Raw genomic sequence first — 19444 nt, 5'->3', positions numbered from 1 at the left:
CGGAACCACGATCATCCCATGGGACGCCCGCCTGGCCGCCCGCCGGGGCATCCCCGCGGCGCGCAGCCGGCCGGCCAGAGCGCGCCGCGGGACGGTCAGCGGCGGACGATGTCGTCGACCGCCGCGTCGAGCTCCGGCCAGCGGAAGCGGTATCCCGCGGCCTCGAGCGTCTCCGGGACGACCCAGCGGCTCTTGAGGACGAGCTCCGGCTCGGTGCGGAACAGCCACATGCCGACCTCGAGCATCCACCGGTTCGCGGCGAGCCCGACGGGCATGCCGACGGCGCGGCGGAGGACCTTCATCAGCCGGCGGTTCGTGACGGGCGCGGGGCTCGACGCGTTGACCGGGCCCTCAAGCGACGGGGTGTCGCGCACGAAGCGGATGATGCCGACGAGGTCGTCGATGTGCAGCCAGCTGAAGACCTGGCGTCCCTTCGTCGGCTGGAAGACGTGGTGCGCGCCGGCGCGGATCCGGGACGGGCGTCCGGGGAACCGGCCGTCGAGCTGCGGGCCGCCGAGGCCGAAGCGCGCGAGGCCGAGCAGGGGCTGGAGCGCGCCGTCGCGGCCGAGCACGATCGCGATCCGGAGCGCCACGCGGCGGGTGGCGGGCAGCTCGGGCGCGAAGAACGCCCGCTCCCACGCCCGGCCCACCGACGGCGAGAAGTCGTCGCCGAGCTCCCCCGTCGACTCGGTCTGCGGGCGGTCGGTCGCGTGCCGGTAGACGGTGGCGGTCGAGGCGTTGATCCAGACCGGCACGGGCCGCGCGCTGTCCGCGACGGCGCGCGCGAGCTCGCCGGTCGTCTCGACGCGCGAGCGCAGGATCTCCCGGCGGTTCGCCACGCCGTAGCGGCAGTTCACGCTCTTGCCGGCCAGGTTCACGAGGAGGTCGGCACCGTCGACGATGCGGCGGATCCCGTCCTCATCGCCCCAGCGCGCATCCGCGCCGGACCGGCCGATCGTGAGCACGCGGTAGCCCTCGTCGGCGAGCTCGCGCACGAGCACCTGCCCGATGAAGCCGGACGCGCCCGCGACGACGGCCGTGCGCGGGGCGGCCGCCCCCGATGCGCCGCTCATGCGCCGAAGCGCGTGCCGCGCTCGACCGTGGTCCCCGTGCCGCCGGCCCAGGTGTAGACCGTGTCGCCGCCGATGATGACGTGCTCGGCGCGGGACTGGACGTCGAGCGGGTCGCCCGACCAGATGACGACGTCGGCGTCGAGGCCGGGGGTGAGCGCGCCGACGCGGTGGTCGAGGCGGAGGATCGCGGCGGGGTTCGCCGTGATGGCGCGGATCGCGATGTCGGCGGGCAGGCCGTCCTTCACCGCGAAGGACGCCTGGTGCACGAGGAAGTCGATGGGCACGACGGGCGCGTCGGTCGTGATCGCGACGAGGACCCCGGCGCGGTGCAGCGCGGCGAGGTTCGCGACGGCGCGGTCGCGCAGCTCGACCTTGGAGCGCGAGGTGATCATCGGACCGAAGATCACCGGGATGCCGCGCTCGGCCAGCACGTCCGCGATCTTGTCGCCCTCGGTGCCGTGGTTGACGACGAGGCGGTAGCCGAACTCGTCGGCCAGGCGGATCGCGGTGGCGATGTCGTCGTGGCGGTGCGTGTGCTGGTCCCAGGCGAGCTCGCCGTCGAGGACGCGGACGAGGGTCTCCTTGCCGAGGTCGCGGGAGAAGGGCTTGCCCTCCTTCTCGGCGTGGTCGCGGGCGGCGCGGTAGTCCTCGGCGTCGCGGAAGGCGCGGCGGATGACCATCGCGACGCCCAGGCGCGTCGACGGCGTGCGGTCCTTGGCGCCGTAGACGCGCTTCGGGTTCTCGCCGAGCGCGCTCTTGACGCTCACCGAGTCGCTGACGAGCTGCTCGTCGATCGTGCGGCCGCCCCACGACTTGATCGCGACCGACTGGCCGCCGATCGGGTTGCCGGAGCCGGGCTTCACGACGATGGTCGTGACGCCGCCCTTGAGCGCGTCCCGGAAGCCCTCGTCGTCGATGTCGATGGCGTCGATCGCGCGCACCGAGCTCATGTCGGGGTCGGTCATCTCGTTGGTGTCGTTGCCCGCGGGGCCGTTGGCCTCCTCGTGGATGCCGACGTGGCCGTGCGCCTCGACGAAGCCGGGGAGCACCCAGCGACCGCTCGCGTCGATGACGGTCGCTCCCTCGGGCACCTCGACGTCGGTGCCCTGGCCGACCGCGGCCACGAGGCCGTCGCGGAGGAGGACGGTGCCACCCGGGATCGGGGCGCCGTCGACGGGGACGACGTGGCCGCCGACGATCGCGGTGACGGAGGAGGCGGAGGCGCGGACGGGTGCGGTGCTGTCGGAGAGGGGCATGCTCCGAGCCTAGGACGCGGGCGGGACGGGGCGGGCGGCGCGGGGCGTGCGCCGCTCCTCCGCGGCCGCCGGAGGGCGTCGCGGTGTGTCGGTACGCTCGCGGGATGGGCATCCCCGACTTCATCGTCTCCCTCCGCGAGCGGATCGGCACCGCTCCCCTCTGGCTCTCGGGCGTCACCGCGGTGATCCTGGACGGCCCGCGCGTCCTCCTCGTCCGACGCAGCGACACCGGCGAGTGGGCGCCCGTGACGGGGATCCTCGATCCCGGCGAGGAGCCGGCCGTGGCCGCCTCGCGCGAGGCCGAGGAGGAGACCGGCGTGACCGTGGAGGTGCAGCGGCTGGTCGCGGTGGGGACGACGGGCGAGGTCACCTACCCGAACGGCGACCGCGCGAGCTACCTCGACCTCACCTTCCGCTGCCGCTACGTCTCGGGCGAGGCGCGCGTCAACGACGACGAGTCGCTCGAGGTGGCGTGGTGGCCGGTGGACGCGCTGCCGGACATGTCCGCCGACTTCCGCGCGCGGATCCGGAACGCGCTCGACGACGAGCCCGAGACCCGCTTCGTGCGTCCCGGCGACGACCTCCCCCGCCACGACCGCGACGCGCGGGGCCCCGCGGCCTGATTTCCGGGCCCGGACCTGGTATCGTCGCCTGTTGGCTTGCGTGTGATCCTCCCCGATCACGCGGTATCGCCGCAGGCGCCCTCTCTCGCTGAGCGGCAACTCATACGACGACAATTCGAACGGAAGACATAACACGTGGCAAACATCAAGTCGCAGATCAAGCGCATCGGCACCAACAAGAAGGCCCAGGAGCGCAACAAGGCCGTCAAGAGCGAGCTGAAGACGGCCATCCGCTCCGTCAAGACCGCCATCACCGCGGGCGACAAGGACGCGGCCGTCAAGGCCGTCAGCCTCGCCGGCAAGAAGCTCGACAAGGCCGCCAGCAAGGGCGTCATCCACAAGAACCAGGCCGCGAACCGCAAGGGCGCGATCGCCAAGCAGGTCGCCAAGATCGGCTGACCTCCCCTGGTGTGACGACGGGCCCCGCGCATCGCGCGGGGCCCGTCGTCGTATCCGGGGCGGGTCGCGTCGTCGCGTGCAGGGGCGGAGCGGGTCGGCGGGCGTGGTGGACCCGGCGTCAGTCCCGGCCGCGGGAGGCGACGGTGCGCACCATGCGCTCGAGCGAGTAGACGGGGTCGCGTCCGCCGCCCTTGACCTGCGCGTCCGCCTCGGCGAGGGCCTCGATGGCCCGCCCGAGACCCGCGTCGTCCCACAGCTGCAGGTCGCGCCGAGCGCGGTCGACCTGCCACGGCGCCATGCCCAGCTTCGACGCCAGCTGGCCCGAGGCTCCCGAGACGCCCGACACCTTCGCCATGGTGCGGATCTTCATGGCGAAGGCGGCGATGAGGGGCACCGGGTCCGCGCCCGAGGTGAGCGCGTGCCGGAGCAGCACCAGCGCTTCGCCGCTGCGGCCGGCGATCGCGGAGTCCGCGACCGCGAAGGAGTTGATCTCGACGCGCCCGCCGTAGTACTGGTCGACGGTGACCTCGGTGATCTCGTGGGCGGTGTCGGAGATGAGCTGCTGGCACGCCGAGGCGAGCTCGCTCACGTCGTCCTGGAACGCCGCGACGAGCTGCCGCACGGCGCCCGGCGTGATGGAGCGCTTCGCCGCGCGGAACTCGGCGACGGCGAAGTCGTGCTTCTCGCTGTCCTTCTTGAGCTCCGCGCACACGATCTCGATGCCGCCGCCGGTGCCCGCGCGCACGGCGTCGAGCAGCTTCTTGCCGCGCACTCCCCCGGCGTGGCGGAGCACCACGTAGGTGTCGTCGGCCGGCGAGTCGAGGTAGGCCACGGCGTCGAGCAGGAACTGGTCGGAGCACTTCTCCACGTTGACGACGCGGATGAGCCGCGGCTCCGCGAAGAGGGACGGGCTCGCCAGCGTGATGAGCTCCCCCGGCGCGTAGGAGTCGGCCTCGATGTCGGAGACCTCGATGCGGGGGTCCTCCGCCGTGAGGATGTCGCGGAGGCGTCGCATCGCCCGGTCGGCGAGGAGGGCCTCGGTGCCGGACACGAGGACGATGGGCGCCGGCCGCACCGCGTCCCACGGGAGCTGCGGGATGGCCGCGGAGGGCTTCGCGGCCGTGCTGCGGGACGTCCTGGTCGCCATGCGGGTCCTTCCGGGAGGTGCGGGGTGCGGGGTGCGGGGGTGCGGGATCGTCTGCCGGGCGAGCCGGCGGTCGGGCGGCTCCAGGTTAGCCGTCGGGTGCGACGTCGCCCGGCCCGGTGACGGCGGCCGGAGGGTGCGGGGGTGCCGTCGGTCGGCCGAGCGCGACCACCGCGACGACCAGGGCGATCGCGACCGCGAGGGCGATGACGCCGGCCGGCCCCGCCGCCCACGGCACACGGCCCGCCGGGAGGCGGGACGTGACGGAGGCGACCGCGGCGATCCAGGATGCGGGCAGCCACGCGAGCCGCAGCACGAGGACGCCCGCCGACGGCCACACCGGGAGGACGACGCACGCGACGAGCCCGCCGATGGTGGCGGGCGCGGCGGCGGGCTCGGCGAGCACGTTGGCGAGCACGCCGTGCACGGGTAGGCCGGGTTGCAGCACGAGGAGCACCGGCTGGCACGCCACCTGCGCGGCGACGGGGATCGCCAGCGCCTCGGCCAGGCGGCGCGGCACGCGGCGCGACAGGCGGTCCGCGAGCGGGGGCGCCAGCACGAGGAGCCCGGCGGTCGCCAGCACGCTCAGGGCGAAGCCGAGGTCGCGCGCGAGCCAGGGATCCCCCGTGAGCAGGATGACCACGGCCACGGAGAGGGCGGGCAGGCCGCGGGAGGGCCGGCCGGACGCGGTGGAGACGATGAGCACGGCGGCCATGACGGCGGCGCGCAGCACGCTGGGCTGCGGGGTCACCAGGATCACGAACGCGCCGAGCGCCGCCAGCGCCGCGACCGCCCGCGCCGGTCGTCGGAGCCCGACCGCGGCCGCCAGCGTGAGCACGAGCCCCACGATCACCGCGCAGTTCGCCCCCGAGACCGCCGTGAGGTGCGTGAGCGAGCTGTCCTTCATGGTCTGCGCGAGGGCGGGCGTCACCGCCGACACGTCCCCGATCGCGAGCCCGGGCAGCAGCTGCGCCCCGGGTCCGCGGAGGTGGGACGCGGCGTCGGCGAGGCCGGAGCGGAGGTCGTCGGCGATGCCGAGCGGGCCGACGGGACCGCCTGGGGGCTCGGGGGCGCCGCGCGCGAGGAGGAGGTACGCCGCGCGATCACCCGGATCCCCGGGCCGGACGGCGGCGCTCAGACGCACGACGGCGCCCACGCCCGGGCGCCCGCGCCCGGATCCGTCGCCTCGGTCGCCGGCGCCCGTGGCGAAGATCACGACGGGCACCGGCGCCGGCAGCTGCACGTCGTCGTCGGTCCGTCCGCGCGCCTCGCGGCCGACGTGGATGGAGATGAGGTGGGCGACGATCCGCACCCGGTCGGGGCGCCCGGAGCCGCTCCCGGAGCGCGAGGCGACCGGGGCAGGGGGCTCGTCGACGACGGCGTCCGCGACCACCATGCCGTCCGCGTGCACGGCGATCTCCAGGATCCGCGGGTGGCGCGACGGCTCCCGCGCCGCCGCGGCGCCGAGGAGCATGGCCGTCACCCCGGCGGCGACCGCGAGCGCGGCCGCACCGCTGCGCACGGGCGAGGCCGACGCCTCCGCTCCGCGCCGTAAGCGGCGCGGTCCGGCGTGGGCTGATCCCGTCGCGGCGGCACGCGCCCGCGCGCGGACGGCCGATCGGACGGCGATCCCGGCGGAGACCACCGCCAGCGACGCGGCGGCGACGGCCGACGGCGCGGACGCACCGCGGATGCCGATCGCGACCGCCGTGGTCGTCCAGCCGACGGCTGCGGGGATCGCCAAGCGGAGATCGACGTGCGGCGCCGCGCCCGACGACCCTCGCGACGGTCTGCCCGAGCGGCCGGCGGCTCCTGACCTGCGGGTCACACGCGCACCAGCGGCGTGAGCGACGCGAGAGTGCGATCGCCGATGCCCGGGACCCGCCCCAGGTCGGCCACACGCGCGAAGCGACCGTGCGCGGATCGCCACGCGATGATGCGCGCGGCGAGGGACGGGCCGACGCGCGGGAGCGTCTCGAGCTGCTCCGCCGTGGCGGTGTTGAGGTCGACCGGCGCGGATGGGCTCGCGCTCCCGGCGACGCCGCCGGCCGAACCCGCCGGTGCGGCCGAGGCTGTCGGCGCCTCCCCCTGACGCGGGACGACGAGCTGCTCGCCGTCGGAGAGGACGCGCGCGAGGTTCACCCCCGCGGTGTCCGCCCCGGCGGCGAAGCCGTGCGCGGCGGCGAGGGCGTCGACGACGCGGCTCCCCGGCGCGAGGGGGTAGAGGCCCGGGGAGGCGACCGCGCCGACCACGTGCACGTAGATGGGCGTCCGTGCGCCGTCCGCGGATCCGGAGCCCCCGCCGTCCGCGTCGCCCGCGCCGGCTGCGTCCTCGTCCCCGGCGGCTGCGTCCTCGTCCCCGGCGTCGCCGGCCGCATCACCGTGCGCGGGCTCGTCCGACGCGTCGACACCCGTGCCCGCGTGCGCGGCGGAGCTCGGACGCGCGGCGGCGGGCGCCGTCGGGGAGGCCTCGCCGGCCGACTGGACGGCGGTGACGAGGATCGTCACCACGAGCGCGGCGCCGACCAGCACGGCCGCCGCCCCGACGCCGACGCGCAGTCGGACGCGCACCCGCTGACCGGGCAGCGGACGCGCGTCGGCGGGGGCGCGGGGCGCCAGGACGACGTCGGCCGGATCCCCGTCGACAGGTTCTCGCCATGACGGCGCTGCCTGCGAGGGCCACGCCGAGTCGGGCTCCTCCCCGCCGTCAGCCCATCCCGGCTGCTCGGCGGCGCCGGGGCCTGGGCCGGGACGGGGACGGCGGAGGGGGCGCATGCGGGCAACGTAGGCGGAGGTCAGCGACCCGCGGCCCGCGCGGCACGGTCCTGGGGATCGCGGACGCGGATCCGCCCTGGGATGGAGCGAGGGCGGCCCGTCGCCGGACCGCCCTCGTCTCACCGCGACGTCGTGTCGCTGTCCGCCCCTCAGGGAGCGGGCGTGGTGGTGATGCTCACGATCTTCGGCGCGCGGACGATGACCTTGTCGATCGTGCGTCCGGCGGTGGACCGCTTGACGCCCGCGGTCTCGCGCGCGAGCGCCTCGAGCTCGTCGGCGCCGATCTTCGCGTCGACCTCGAGCTTGTCGCGCACCTTGCCGTCGACCTGCACGACGGCCGTGACCGTGTTCACGACGAGCAGGTTGCGGTCGGCCTTGCGCCAGCCCGCGAACGCGACCGAGCCCTCGCGGCCGAGGCGCTTCCACATGTCCTCCGCCGTGTACGGCGCGAACAGGCTGAGCGCGATGGCGACGACCTCCGTCGCCTCCCGCACGGCCGCGTCGCCGCCGCCCGGACCCTGGTCGATGGTCTTGCGGATGGCGTTGACGAGCTCCATGGTGCGCGCGATGACGACGTTGAACTTGAAGGCCTCGAGCATGCCGGGCGCCTCCGCGAGGAAGCGGTGGGTGACGCGGCGGAGCGCCTCGTCCCCCGTCTTCCACTCGACCTCGGGCGCGCTCGTGACGTCGCCCGTGAGGCGCCACGCGCGCGCCAGGAACTTCGCGGAGCCCGACGGGGAGACGTCCTCCCAGTCGATGTCGTCCTCCGGCGGGCCGGCGAACGCCATGGTCAGGCGGATGGCGTCGACGCCGTGCCGGTCGATCTCGCTCCCGAGGTCGACCCCGCCCTTGCTCTTCGACATCTTGCTGCCGCCGGAGAGCACCATGCCCTGGTTGAGCAGCGCGCTGAACGGCTCGGTGAAGGTGACGTAGCCGAGGTCGAACAGGACCTTGGTGATGAAGCGCGAGTACAGCAGGTGCAGGATCGCGTGCTCCACGCCGCCCACGTACTGGTCGACGGGCGCCCAGCGGTCGGCGTCGGCCGGGTCGAACGCCTTGGTGGCGTCATTCGGCGACAGGAAGCGGAGCCAGTACCAGGAGCTGTCCATGAACGTGTCCATGGTGTCGGGGTCGCGCGTGGCCGGGCTGCCGTCCACCGGGCTCGGCACGTTCGACCACTCCGTGGCGGCGGCGAGCGGCGACTTGCCCTTCGGCGTGAGGTCGAGGCCCTCGGTGTCCGGCAGGCGGACGGGCAGCTGGTCTTCCGGCACCCGGATCTCGTTGCCCTCGGCGTCGTAGACGATGGGGATGGGCGTGCCCCAGAAGCGCTGGCGCGAGATGAGCCAGTCGCGCAGGCGGTAGCTCTTGGCGGCGCGCCCGCGGCCCTCCGCCTCCAGCTGCTCGATGACGCGCTTGATGGCCGGCTGCTTGCTCAGGCCGTTCAGCGACCCGGAGTTGATGAGGCGGCCCTCGCCGGGGAGCGCCACGCCCGTGCGACCGGGCAGCACCTCCTCGAGGTCGGGCAGCTCGCCGTCCTCGGGGATGATGCGGATCGCGCCCGTGACGGGCTGCGTCGTGTCGACGACGACGCGCACGGGCAGGTCGAAGGCGCGCGCGAAGTCGAGGTCGCGCTGGTCGTGCGCGGGGACGGCCATGACCGCGCCCGTGCCGTAGTCGGCGAGCACGTAGTCGGCGGCCCAGACGGGGATCCGCTCGCCGTTGACCGGGTTGATCGCCGTGCGGCCGAGCGGGATGCCGGTCTTCGGGCGGTCGGTGGTGGAGCGCTCGATCTCGTTGAGGCGCTGCGTGCGCTCGAGGTAGCCGCGGAAATCCTCGCGGACCTCCTCCGACGCGCCCTCGACGAGCTCCGCGGCCAGGTCGCTGTCGGGCGCGACGACCATGAAGGTCGCGCCGTGCAGCGTGTCCGGGCGCGTGGTGAAGACCGTGACGGGCTCGTCGCGCCCCTCGACGACGAAGTCGACCTCGGCGCCGATCGACCGGCCGATCCAGTTGCGCTGCATGCTGAGCACCTTGGCGGGCCACGTGCCCTCGAGCTGGTTGAGGTCGTCGACGAGGCGGTCGGCGTAGTCGGTGATGCGCAGGTACCACTGCGTGAGCTTCTTCTTGACGACGACGGCGCCGGAGCGGTCGGACGTGCCGTCCGGCAGGACCTGCTCGTTGGCGAGCACGGTCTGGTCCACCGGGTCCCAGTTGACCCAGCTGTCCTTGCGGTAGGCGAGGCCCTTCTCGTGCATCTTGAGGAACAGCCACTGGTTCCACTGGTAGTACTCGGGGTCGCTCGTGTGGAGCTCGCGCTCCCAGTCGAAGGAGAGGCCGTAGCGCTTCATCGACTGCTTCTGCGTCTCGATGTTGGCGTAGGTCCACTCGCGCGGGTCGACCCCGCGCTTGATCGCGGCGTTCTCCGCGGGCAGGCCGAAGGAGTCCCAGCCGATGGGGTGCAGCACGTTGAAGCCCTGCTGGCGCCAGTAGCGCGCGACCGCGTCGCCGAGCGCGAAGGCCTCCGCGTGGCCCATGTGGAGGTCGCCCGAGGGGTACGGGAACATGTCGAGGATGTACTTGCGCGGGCGGCTGTCGCTCGCGTCCGGCGTGCGGAACGGCTGCTCGCGCTCCCACACCTCCGACCACTCCGCCTCGATGGCGTGGAAGTCGTAGGTGTCGCCGGGGGTGTCGGGTGTCTCGTGTGCCAAGGGCGCTCTCGATTCGATGCGGGGGTCGCGGCCGTGAAGGCCTCGACAAGACTAGTGAACGCGCGGGTGCGGTCCCGAACCGGTGGGAGGGGCCGCCGCTCGGGCCGGATCGGGCGCGCTGGGGAGGGGCGGATGCGGCGCGGTGCGTCCGCCGCGCGGCGATTCCACGCGACCCGCGCGGACGGCCGCCAGGAGCGGCGCCGCCTTCACGCGCACCTCATCGAGCTCCTCCTCGGGGACGGACAGCGCCGTGATCCCGCCGCCGGCGCCGACCGTCGCGCGGCCGTCCGTGACGACGACCGAGCGGATCACCATGGCGAGGTCGGCGCGGCCGTCGTCGCCGAACCAGCCGAACGCGCCCGCGTAGACGCCGCGCGGGCCGCGCTCGAGCGCATGCAGGATGCCGACGGCCGCGGACTTCGGCGCGCCCGTCATGGATCCTGCCGGGAACAGCGCCCGCACCGCGTCGACGGCGGAGACGCCGGGCGCGAGCTCCCCCTCGACGCGGCTGACGAGCTGGTGCACCTGCGCGTAGGCCTCCACGGCGAACAGGCTCGTGACGCGGACGGATCCGAGCACGCACACGCGGCTGAGGTCGTTGCGCATGAGGTCGACGATCATGACGTTCTCCGCGCGCTCCTTCTCGCTCGCGAGGAGGTCGGCGCGCGCCCGCGCGTCGGCGGCGGGATCTGCGTGGCGGGGCCGCGTGCCCTTGATGGGCAGGGTGCGGAGCGTGCCGCCCGCGTCAACCTCCACGAACCGTTCGGGCGACGCGCTGACGAGCACCGTGCCGCCGATGCGCAGGAAGGCGCCGTGGTGGGTGGGGCTGAGGGCGCGGAGGGCGACATGGACGCGGACCGGATCCACGACGCCCGGGACGGCCGCGCTGTTGGTGAGGCACAGCTGGTAGGCGTCGCCGCGGCGGATGGACTCCTGGCAGGAGCGGATGAGGTCGAGGTAGGCGTCGTCGTCGTGGCGCCACAGCGGCGGCAGGTCGGCGTGGGCGTGGGCGTCGGAAGCCTCGGCGGGCTGGACGGGACGTGCCCCGGCCGATGCCGCGCGGGCGAGCACCTCCTCGACGGCGCACGGCCACGGATCACCCGCGCGCGCGACGGCCCAGACCTCCCCCGCCGCGTGGTCGAAGGCGAGGAGGCGGTCGACGCGCATGGCGGCGGCCGGGACGGGACGCGCGGCGTCGGCGTCGGCGTCGACCACGGCGGTGACCGGTGCGTGGTGGAGGGGGACGGTCTCCGTCCAGGCGTCGTGCGGGATCCAGCCGACGAGGCCCAGCCGGAAGGCCAGGCCGTCGGGGAGGGCGTCGTGGTCGTCGGCGTCGCGCGCGGAGGGCGGCACCGCGGACGGCAGGGCCGACGCGGGCAGCAGCTCCGCCAGCCCGGCGAAGACGCCGCGCGGCCACTCCACGGTCGTGCCGGCGGACGCCGCGAGGTAGCTCCAGCCCTCCCCCGCGGAGTCGTCGACCCAGGCGACGTCGCCGGCCGACTCCGCGGCGAAGAGCGCGAGGAAGACCGCCTCGGGCTCGTGCCAGCCGCCCAGCCGCCTGCCGACGACCGGCCGACCGGCGCGCGCGTCGCCCTCGTGCATGGTCGGCCTCCCGGTGTCGTGAGCGCACCCGGCGGCCGCCTAGCCTCAAGGGTATGAGTTCCGAGACGAGCCTCCGGTGGACCGCGGCGGGCTGGGCGGCGGGCACCGCGGATCCGGCCGGTGGAGGGGTCGAGGAGGCGCGGCCCGCCGGCCACCGGGTGCTCGCGGCCGACTCGTTCCTCGTCGACGGGGGCCGCGTGCTCGCGCTCGACGTCCATCGCCAGCGGTTCCTCGCGTCGCTGCGGCTGCAGTCCGCTGCCGTGCCGGATCCCGCGGCCTTCCTCGACGCCGCCGTGGCGGCGCTGCCGCGCGACGGCGCGTGGTTCCCGCGCGTGGAGGCGCTCCGCGGGCCGGACGGCGACGTCGCGCGGCTCCTCATCCGGCCCGCACCGGAGCGCACGGCGTCGGTGGTGCTCCGCGACCACGACGGGCCGGACCCGCGAACGATGCCGCGCGTCAAGGGACCGGACCTCCACGCGCTCGGCGCCCTGCGCAGCCGCGCGTCCCGGTACGGCGCGGGCGAGGCCGTGATCCTCGCGGACGACGGCACGATCGTGGAGGGCGCCTACAGCGCGATCCTGTGGTGGCACGGCGACGCCCTCGCGGTCGTCGAGGGCGACGTGCCCCGGATCCCGAGCGTCACCGAGCGCAGCATCGTCGCGCTGTCCACGGCCCTCGGCGTCGACGTGCTGCACGAGCGGGCGCGGCCCGCCGACCTCGACGGCCGCGAGGTGTGGGCCGTCAGCGCGCTGCACGGGATCCGCCTGGTGCGCGGCTGGATCGACGGCCCCGCCGTCGCGGCCGAGCCCGGCCGGGTGCGCGCCTGGCGCACGCGCCTCGACGCGCTGCGGCGCGAGCTGCCCGCGGCCTGACGACGGCGCGACGACTGGCCGGCGCGTCAGCCCGTCCGGACGCCGTCGCCGGCGACCCGCAGCTCGACCGTCCGGTCGACGAGGTCGCCCGGCACCTCCGTGTGCGTGAGCAGGAGCACCCCGCGCCCACGATCGCGCGCGGCCGTGAGCACGTCGCGCAGGACGGCGCGAGCCTGATCCGCGTCCACGTCGGCCGTCGGCTCGTCGAGGACGAGCACCGGGAAGTCGGCGAGCAGAGCGCGTGCCAGGGCGATCCGCTGGGCCTGCCCGCCGGAGACGAGGGCTCCGCGGTCGCCGACGCGCGCGTCGAGGCCGCCCCGCTCGGCCGTCCAGCCGGCGAGACCCACGCGCGCGAGGACGCCCACGAGCTCGTCGTCGGTCGCGTCCTCGCGCGCGAAGAGCAGGTTCTGCCGGATGCTCGCGTCGAAGAGGTGCGGCGCCTGCTCGCAGACGCCCACGATCCTCCGCACGGCCGACGGCGCCATCGACCGCGCGTCCCGGCCGTCCAGCTCGTAGGCGCCGCGCGACTCGAGGAAGCGGGCGAGGGCGGCCGCGAGCGAGGACTTCCCGGATCCGCTCGGGCCGATAACGACGACCGTCTCCCCCGGCCGCACCACCAGCGACACGGGCGCGAGGGCGTCCTCGTCGGCTCCCGGCCAGCGCGCGACGAGGTCCCGCACCTCGAGCGTCGTGCCCGCGGGCGCCGCGGCGGGGACGGGCTCGGCGTCGGCGTCGGCCGGCTCCCGCGGGATCTCGTCGGGCACCGTCGCCGGCACGACGCGGGCCACGCGCTCCGCGCTCGTGCGCACGCGCCGCCACGCCTGGACCGCGAGCGGCACGGCCGTGGCCTGCTCGACCAACGCGAGCGGCACGAGCGCGGCCAGCGCGAGCCAGGCGGGATCCAGCGCGCCGGACGCGAGCCCCGGCGCGCCCTGCAGCACGGTCCAGCCGGCGACCGCGCCCGTGCCGGCGAGCACGACGCCCGTGGTGACGCCCGCCGCTGCGGCGCTGCGCAGCTGCGCGCGCCGCAGGTCGGTCGCGGCCCGGTCGATCGCGGCGAGACGCGCGTCCACGGCCCCGAACGCGGTCAGCACGTCGAGGCCGCCGACGAGGTCGAGCACGAGGTCCTGCAGCCGCGCGCGGAGCGGCGCGATCCGCGTCTCGGCGTGCCCGGCGAGCGCGGTGGTCGCGCCGATCCCGACGGCGAGCGCGACCACGAGCACGACGGCGAGCGCGATCCCCGCCGCGGGCATCACCGCCGACACGACGGCGACGCTCGCCGCCTGCACGAGCACCGACACCGCGAGCGGCTGCACCACGCGCAGCGGGAGGTCCTGGAGCCGGTCGACGTCGCCCACGAGCCGGGTGAGGAGGTCGCCGCGGCGCGTGTCACGGAGGCCGGCGGGCGCGAACGGGAGGAGGCGCTCGAAGACGCCCACGCGCAGCGTCGCCAGGGCGCGGAACGCCGCGTCGTGGCTCGTGATGCGCTCGAGGTAGCGGAACGCGGCGCGCCCGAGCGCGAAGGCGCGGACCCCGACGATCGCCATGCCGAGGAACAGGATCGGCGGCTGCTCGGACGCGCGCGTGATGAGCCAGGCCGAGGTCGCGAGGAGCGCGACCGCGCCGGTGGCGCTCGCGAGGCCCGCGAGGAGACCGGGCAGCGCGCGGCGCGCCGGCGGCTGCGCGAGCCGGAGGACGTCGTCGCGGTTCACGGCGCCACCTGCGCGCGCCAGGCGGGCTCCGGGGTGACGCGGGCGGGAGCGACGCGGCCGGCGCCGACCGGCGATGCGACGGCACCCGGTGCTCCGTCCTCGCCTGATGCCCCGCCCAGCCGCAGCTCCGCGTCCGCGGCCCGCACGAGCGCGCCGCGGTGGGTGACGACCACGACCGCGCGCCCCTGGTCGGCGAGCACGCGGATCCCCGCGGCGAGCCGTTCCTCGGTCGCGGCGTCGAGCGCGGAGCTCGGCTCGTCGAGGAGGACGAGCGGGCAGTCGAGGGCGAGCGCACGGTGCACGGCGCGCGCGACGGCGACCCGCTGCGCCTGCCCGCCCGAGAGCCCCTGCCCGCCGACGCCGAGGACGAGGTCGGGGTCGACGCCGTCGGCCGCCGCGAGCGCGAGCGCGCGTCGGACGAGCGCGTCGTCGGGATGAGCGACGCCCAGAGCCACGTTCTCGCGCACCGTCCCCGCGACGAGCCCCGGCCGCTGTCCCGCCCACGCGATCTCCGTGGTGGCCGGCGGACGCGGGGAGGACGCGTCGTCGTCGATCCAGCCGACGGCCCCGCGCGCGGGCAGCTGCCCGAGGATCACCTCGAGGAGCGAGGACTTGCCGACGCCGCTCGGCCCGGTGACGGCCGTGACGCGGCCGCGCGGGAAGGTCGCGTGGAGCTCCGCCAGCACGGGACGGTCGCCGCGGGAGACGGACAGGTCGCGGACCACGAGCGCGTCGCCCGCGGGACCCGTCGCGGCAGCCGTCCCTGCCCGGACGCCCGGAGCGGCGCGCGTCGCGCGCTCCTCCTCGAGGATCCCGAGCACGTCGTCGGCGGCCGCGACCCCCTCGGCGGCGGCGTGGAACTGCACGCCCACCTGCCGGATCGGCAGGAACGCCTCGGGCGCGAGCAGCAGCACGAAGAGGCCCACCCCGAGGTCCAGCTGCCCGCCGATGAGGCGCACGCCCACCGACACCGCCACGAGCGCGACCGACAGCGACGCCGCGAGCTCGAGCACGAAGCCGGAGAGGAACGAGATCCGGAGCACGCGCATGGTCTCGACGCGGTACTCCTCCGTCACCCGGCGGATGCGCGCGGTCTGCCGTCGGGCCCGTCCGAAGACCAGGAGCGTGGACAGCCCGTCGACCACGTCGAGGAAGCCCGACGCGAGCTCCGTGAGGCGCGACCACTGCCGCCGCTGCACCTCCTGGGTGGCCCAGCCGACGAGCACCATGAACACCGGGATGACGGGCAGCGTCACGAGCACGGTGACGCCCGTCAGCGGGTCGGACAGGAAGAGCACCACCACGACGATCGGCGTCGCGAGCGCCGTGAGGATCAGCTGGGGCACGTAGCGCGCGAAGTAGGGGTCGAGCGCGTCGAGCCCGGGGCCGACGATCGTCGCGAGGCGCCCGCGGCTGCGTGCCGCGGTCCAGGCGGGGCCGAGGTCGGCGATCGCCCGGAGCGCGCGCCGGCGCAGCTCGGCGGTGACCTGCGCGGCACCGCGCGCGCCGGCGACGTCCAGGAGCCAGGCCGCGGCGCCGCGCACGACGGCGGATCCGATCGCGAGCGCGAGCACGGGCAGGAGCTCGGACTCCTGCGCGCCGGCGATCGCCCGCACGACGAGCTGCGTGAGCGACCAGCAGAAGGCGACGAGCGCCGCGGTCTGCACGACGCCGACCAGGGCGCCGACGGCGAGCATCGTGCGGGCGGACGCGGAGTGCCGCAGCAGCCGCGGATCCAGGGGCTTCACGGCGCCCCTAGTGCGCGGCCTGGGCGATCACGGCGCGCGTGATGCGCTTCCGGAACACCCAGTACGTCCACGCCTGGTACGCGAGGATCAGCGGCAGCGCGAACCCGGCAGCCCACGTCATGATCGTGAGCGTGTACGGCGACGACGACGCGTTCTCGAGCGTGAGGCCGAACGCCGGATCGTTCGACGCCGGCATCACGTACGGGTGCAGCGCCGTGAAGAGGCTGGCGACCGCGAGGGCGATGGTGGCGGCGAGCAGCCCGAACGCCCAACGCTCGCGACCCCGCGCGTTCGCGAGGTACGAGCCGACGAGCGCGACGGCCGCGAGAGCGGAGACGAGCCCCGACAGCGCCGACCCGTGCGCGAGCGTCGTCCAGACGAGGAACGCCGCCGCGACCACGATGGTGACGGCTCCCACGCGCAGGGAGAGCAGGCGGGCGCGGGCGCGGATGGGACCGTCGGTCTTGAGCGCCGCGAACTGCAGGCCGTTGACGAGGAACAGCGACAGCGTCGTGAGCCCGCCGAGGAGCGCGTACGGGTTCAGCAGGTCGAGCGTGGATCCCATGTAGTCGTGGTTCCGGTCCATCGGCACGCCGCGCACAACGTTCGCGAACACGACGCCCCAGAGGAACGACGGCACGACCGAGCCCACGACGATCATCGCGTCGAACCACCCGCGCCACCGGTCGGACGCCCCCTGGTGCCGGAACTCGAACGAGACGCCGCGGAGGATCAGCGTGATGAGGATCGCGACGAGCAGCAGGTAGAACCCGCTGAACATCGTCGCGTACCACTCGGGGAACGCCGCGAAGAGCGCGGCGCCCGCGACGATGAGCCACGTCTCGTTGAGGTCCCAGACCGGCCCGATGGTGTTGATGAGGACGCGGCGGTCGGTGTCGTCCTTCGCGAGGAACGGCAGGCTCATCCCCACGCCGAAGTCGAAGCCGTCGAGCACGAAGTAGCCGACGAAGAGGAAGGCGATGACGCCGAACCAGATGGTGGGGAGGTCCATCAGTACACGCTCGCTTCCCGCACGACCTCGCCCGTGACGGGGTCCGGCTCCTGCTCGGCCTCGGGCCCCTTCTGCGCCGCCTTCAGGATGAGGCGGAACTCGACCACCGCGAGCGACCCGTAGACCACGGTGAACGCGACGAGCGAGAGGAGCACCTGGATCCCGGTGACGTTCGGCGAGACCGCGGACGAGGTCTGCAGCAGGCTGAACACGATCCATGGCTGGCGGCCCATCTCCGTGAAGATCCAGCCGACGGTCATGGCGAGCAGCGGCAGCGGGGCGGCCCAGATGGCGACCTTCCATATCCACGGACGCGTGATGGCCCGGCCGCGGCGGGTGAACCAGAGGCCCGCGACCGCGACGCCGATGGCCGCCATGCCGAAGCCCATCATCCAGCGGAACGCCCAGTAGGTGACCCAGATGGTGGGCGTGTAGTCGCCGGGGCCGTAGCTGGCCACGTACTGCGCTTGCAGGTCGTTGATCCCCTGCACCGTGCCGTCGAGCGTGTGCGTGGAGAGGAACGACAGCAGGTACGGGATCCGGATGGAGAACAGCTCGCTCGACCCGTCGGGCGTGCCCCACGTGAAGAGGGAGAACGAGGCGGCGGCGCCGGACGACGTGTCGTAGTGCGCCTCGGCGGCCGCCATCTTCATGGGCTGCGTCTGCACCATGGCGAGGCCGAGCTGGTCGCCGGAGAGGATCGTGAGCGCGCCGGAGACGACCATGAACCACATGCCGAAGCGCAGGGCCGGCATCATCGTCTCGAGGTGCTGGTTGCGGGACAGGTGCCAGGCCGCGACCGAGATGATCACGGCGGCGGCGCACATGAAGGCCGCGAAGATCGTGTGCGGGAAGGCGGCGAGGGCGACCTTGTTGGTGAGGAGCGCCCAGATGTCGGTGAGCTCCGCGCGTCCCCTGGCCTCGTCGATGCGGTAGCCCACCGGGTTCTGCATGAACGCGTTGGCCGCGAGGATGAAGTAGGCCGACAGGATCGACGCGATCGAGACCACCCAGATCGACGCGAGGTGCAGCTTCTTCGGCAGCTTGTCCCAGCCGAAGATCCAGACGCCGATGAACGACGCCTCGAGGAAGAACGCCAGCAGGCCCTCGAGCGCGAGCGGGGCGCCGAACACGTCGCCGACGAAGCGGGAGTACTCCGACCAGTTCATGCCGAACTGGAACTCCTGCACGATGCCGGTGACGGTGCCCATCGCGAAGTTGATGAGGAAGATCCTCCCGAAGAACCGCGTGAGCCGCAGGTAGTGCTGCTTGCCCGTGCGGACCCACGCCGTCTGGTAGAGCGCGCAGACGAAGGCCATGCCGATCGTGAGCGGCACGAAGAGGAAGTGGTAGACGGTCGTGAGGCCGAACTGCCAGCGGGAGAGGACGAGCGGGTCGAGGAGCTCGTTCACTCGGGGCGACCGCTCTGGCAGCCGGAGCGGGTGTCTGCGGGGACGGGGTGCGGTGTCATGGCGACCGGATGCGCTTCCTGTGGAGGGCGGATCATGCGGGGTGAGGCTCCATCGCGACGCCACGATTCTACGACTTGTAGACGATCGGCGCGAGCCCGGCGCGCGGATCCCGGCCGCGTCGCGTTGGCCGGCCGGCGGCGCGCGCGACACCGGGCGTTCACCCGGCCGGGCGAGGGTCGGATCACGCACCCGGATCGGCGTCGACCCGGTGCGCCCACGCGCGGGGCCGGCACCGGCACCGCACCATCCGTCGGCACCCGGATCCGGCACCGCACCCACCCGCACCGCGCACGTCGACCGAAGGGCCGCCGCCATGACCTCCCCCGCTCCCGCATCGCCCGCGTCCGACCGTCTCGGGTCCGCGACCGGCATGCCCGCCGCCGGCGCCCCCGCCTCCGCGTTCGTCGCCCTGCTGGTCGCCGACGGCGCGCGCCTCACCGGACGGGTCGCCGACGCGGCCGACCGCCTCGCGTCCGGCGCGCCCGCCGAGCGCTACGACGCGCGGACGGCGTCGGCCGAGGACGCCCTCGTCGTCGCCCTCGCGCTCGTGGCGGGCGGGCTCGACGTGCGCGACGCCGCGCAGCACGCCGTCGACGGGGATCCCGCGCCCGTCATCCAGGCGCTGCACTCGCTGGCCGGTCGCGGCGGCGTGGAGCCGTACCTGCTCCGCAACGGCCTGACGGTCGACCAGTTCCACGCGCTGCGCGACGCCGTCGTCGCGGGCGGATGGCGCGAGCTGGACGAGTCCCAGGACTGATCCGACGGGGGTCGCCGCCCCCATCGCCGAGCACGCCCCTCTTTCTGGGGCCATCCTCCTGTGTCCGCATAAATGAGGACCCGGCTAGAGTCGTTCACGAGCGCACGGCCCTTACCCCCCCCTTGGGCCATGCGCTCGCAACCCGACGAGCACGTCCGTCCACTCCCCCCGGACCGGACGTCTCCCGGACCACGGAGATCACCCGTCCCCCGAAGGACCGTGATCCCCGGAGAGGCCCGGCACCCGTGGCGTTCCCGCGCCCCGTGCCGGGCCTCTCGATCGTCCGCCACT

15 protein-coding genes are annotated in these 19444 nt (G+C 74.7%); 4 read left to right on the top strand and 11 right to left on the bottom strand.

The annotated features are described in order from the left end of the window. Positions 1-95: 95 nt before the first annotated feature. Together JOE38_RS02810 and JOE38_RS02805 are read right to left on the bottom strand one after the other, a co-directional pair. Positions 96-1073 (bottom strand): epimerase, encoded by a 978-nt coding sequence (locus tag JOE38_RS02810; protein ID WP_204574766.1) that lies wholly within the window; start codon positions 1071-1073, stop codon positions 96-98. Next, on the bottom strand, positions 1070-2329 hold the full coding sequence (locus JOE38_RS02805; protein WP_204574765.1) for an amidohydrolase: 1260 nt from the start codon (positions 2327-2329) through the stop codon (positions 1070-1072). Before JOE38_RS02805 ends, JOE38_RS02810 begins: the two co-directional genes overlap by 4 nt. A 104-nt stretch (positions 2330-2433) precedes the next feature. Between JOE38_RS02805 and JOE38_RS02800 the strand changes: the two genes are divergently transcribed. Both JOE38_RS02800 and rpsT read left to right on the top strand, forming a co-directional pair. After that, positions 2434-2952 (top strand): NUDIX hydrolase, encoded by a 519-nt coding sequence (locus JOE38_RS02800; RefSeq protein WP_204574764.1) that lies wholly within the window; start codon positions 2434-2436, stop codon positions 2950-2952. Positions 2953-3087: 135 nt separating this feature from the next. Next, complete coding sequence (rpsT, locus tag JOE38_RS02795; RefSeq protein ID WP_012038238.1) at positions 3088-3351, top strand: 30S ribosomal protein S20; 264 nt, start codon at positions 3088-3090, stop codon at positions 3349-3351. A 118-nt stretch (positions 3352-3469) separates the two neighbouring features. On the opposite strand, the gene holA is transcribed toward rpsT, so the two are convergent. The 5 genes from holA to JOE38_RS02770 all read right to left on the bottom strand — a co-directional run bounded on the left by holA (position 3470) and on the right by JOE38_RS02770 (position 11580). Beyond that, a complete protein-coding gene (gene holA / locus JOE38_RS02790) occupies positions 3470-4498 on the bottom strand; it encodes a DNA polymerase III subunit delta (RefSeq protein WP_204574763.1) in 1029 nt (342 codons plus the stop codon). Positions 4499-4583: 85 nt separating this feature from the next. Continuing rightward, entirely contained in the window at positions 4584-6239 is a 1656-nt protein-coding gene (locus JOE38_RS02785) for a ComEC/Rec2 family competence protein (protein WP_239544733.1), read from the bottom strand. A gap of 80 nt (positions 6240-6319) precedes the next feature. After that, positions 6320-7066, bottom strand: coding sequence for a ComEA family DNA-binding protein (locus JOE38_RS02780; protein WP_307838827.1), 747 nt, complete (start codon positions 7064-7066; stop codon positions 6320-6322). Positions 7067-7419: 353 nt separating this feature from the next. After that, positions 7420-9978, bottom strand: coding sequence for a leucine--tRNA ligase (leuS, locus tag JOE38_RS02775; RefSeq protein WP_204574761.1), 2559 nt, complete (start codon positions 9976-9978; stop codon positions 7420-7422). A gap of 51 nt (positions 9979-10029) precedes the next feature. Beyond that, positions 10030-11580: an anthranilate synthase component I family protein gene (locus JOE38_RS02770; RefSeq protein ID WP_204574760.1), complete on the bottom strand. Its 1551-nt coding sequence runs from the start codon at positions 11578-11580 to the stop codon at positions 10030-10032. Between the two features lie 53 nt (positions 11581-11633). Between JOE38_RS02770 and JOE38_RS02765 the strand changes: the two genes are divergently transcribed. Next, complete coding sequence (locus tag JOE38_RS02765; protein WP_204574759.1) at positions 11634-12452, top strand: aminotransferase class IV; 819 nt, start codon at positions 11634-11636, stop codon at positions 12450-12452. 26 nt (positions 12453-12478) lie between these two features. Here JOE38_RS02765 and cydC read toward each other — a convergent pair whose 3' ends face one another. The 4 genes from cydC to JOE38_RS02745 are packed head-to-tail and all read right to left on the bottom strand — an operon-like array spanning position 12479 to position 18336. After that, a complete protein-coding gene (gene cydC / locus JOE38_RS02760; protein WP_204574758.1) occupies positions 12479-14164 on the bottom strand; it encodes a thiol reductant ABC exporter subunit CydC in 1686 nt (561 codons plus the stop codon). Further along, positions 14161-15912 (bottom strand): thiol reductant ABC exporter subunit CydD, encoded by a 1752-nt coding sequence (cydD, locus tag JOE38_RS02755; RefSeq protein WP_204574757.1) that lies wholly within the window; start codon positions 15910-15912, stop codon positions 14161-14163. Before cydD ends, cydC begins: the two co-directional genes overlap by 4 nt. Positions 15913-15919: 7 nt before the next feature. Further along, entirely contained in the window at positions 15920-16924 is a 1005-nt protein-coding gene (cydB, locus tag JOE38_RS02750; protein WP_204574756.1) for a cytochrome d ubiquinol oxidase subunit II, read from the bottom strand. Next, on the bottom strand, positions 16924-18336 hold the full coding sequence (locus JOE38_RS02745) for a cytochrome ubiquinol oxidase subunit I (protein WP_204574755.1): 1413 nt from the start codon (positions 18334-18336) through the stop codon (positions 16924-16926). Before JOE38_RS02745 ends, cydB begins: the two co-directional genes overlap by 1 nt. Before the next feature lie 373 nt (positions 18337-18709). On the opposite strand from JOE38_RS02745, the gene JOE38_RS02740 reads away from it, so the two are divergent. Then, on the top strand, positions 18710-19153 hold the full coding sequence (locus JOE38_RS02740; protein WP_204574754.1) for a hypothetical protein: 444 nt from the start codon (positions 18710-18712) through the stop codon (positions 19151-19153). Positions 19154-19444: the final 291 nt, after the last annotated feature.

The sequence above is a fragment of the Clavibacter michiganensis genome (genome assembly GCF_016907085.1).
GTDB classification, from domain to species: Bacteria; Actinomycetota; Actinomycetes; order Actinomycetales; family Microbacteriaceae; genus Clavibacter; species Clavibacter michiganensis_O.
Note: the sequence above shows the minus strand (reverse complement) of the source record. Positions and strands in the feature narration are given on the sequence as shown.

Coding starts and splice junctions, on each gene's coding strand:
- JOE38_RS02770 (WP_204574760.1), bottom strand. CDS start 11,580: ATGCACGAGGGCGACGCGCGCGCCGGTCGGCCGGTCGTCGGCAGGCGG.
- cydB (WP_204574756.1), bottom strand. CDS start 16,924: ATGGACCTCCCCACCATCTGGTTCGGCGTCATCGCCTTCCTCTTCGTC.
- holA (WP_204574763.1), bottom strand. CDS start 4,498: ATGGCGACCAGGACGTCCCGCAGCACGGCCGCGAAGCCCTCCGCGGCC.
- JOE38_RS02810 (WP_204574766.1), bottom strand. CDS start 1,073: ATGAGCGGCGCATCGGGGGCGGCCGCCCCGCGCACGGCCGTCGTCGCG.
- JOE38_RS02800 (WP_204574764.1), top strand. CDS start 2,434: ATGGGCATCCCCGACTTCATCGTCTCCCTCCGCGAGCGGATCGGCACC.
- JOE38_RS02740 (WP_204574754.1), top strand. CDS start 18,710: ATGACCTCCCCCGCTCCCGCATCGCCCGCGTCCGACCGTCTCGGGTCC.
- JOE38_RS02765 (WP_204574759.1), top strand. CDS start 11,634: ATGAGTTCCGAGACGAGCCTCCGGTGGACCGCGGCGGGCTGGGCGGCG.
- JOE38_RS02805 (WP_204574765.1), bottom strand. CDS start 2,329: ATGCCCCTCTCCGACAGCACCGCACCCGTCCGCGCCTCCGCCTCCTCC.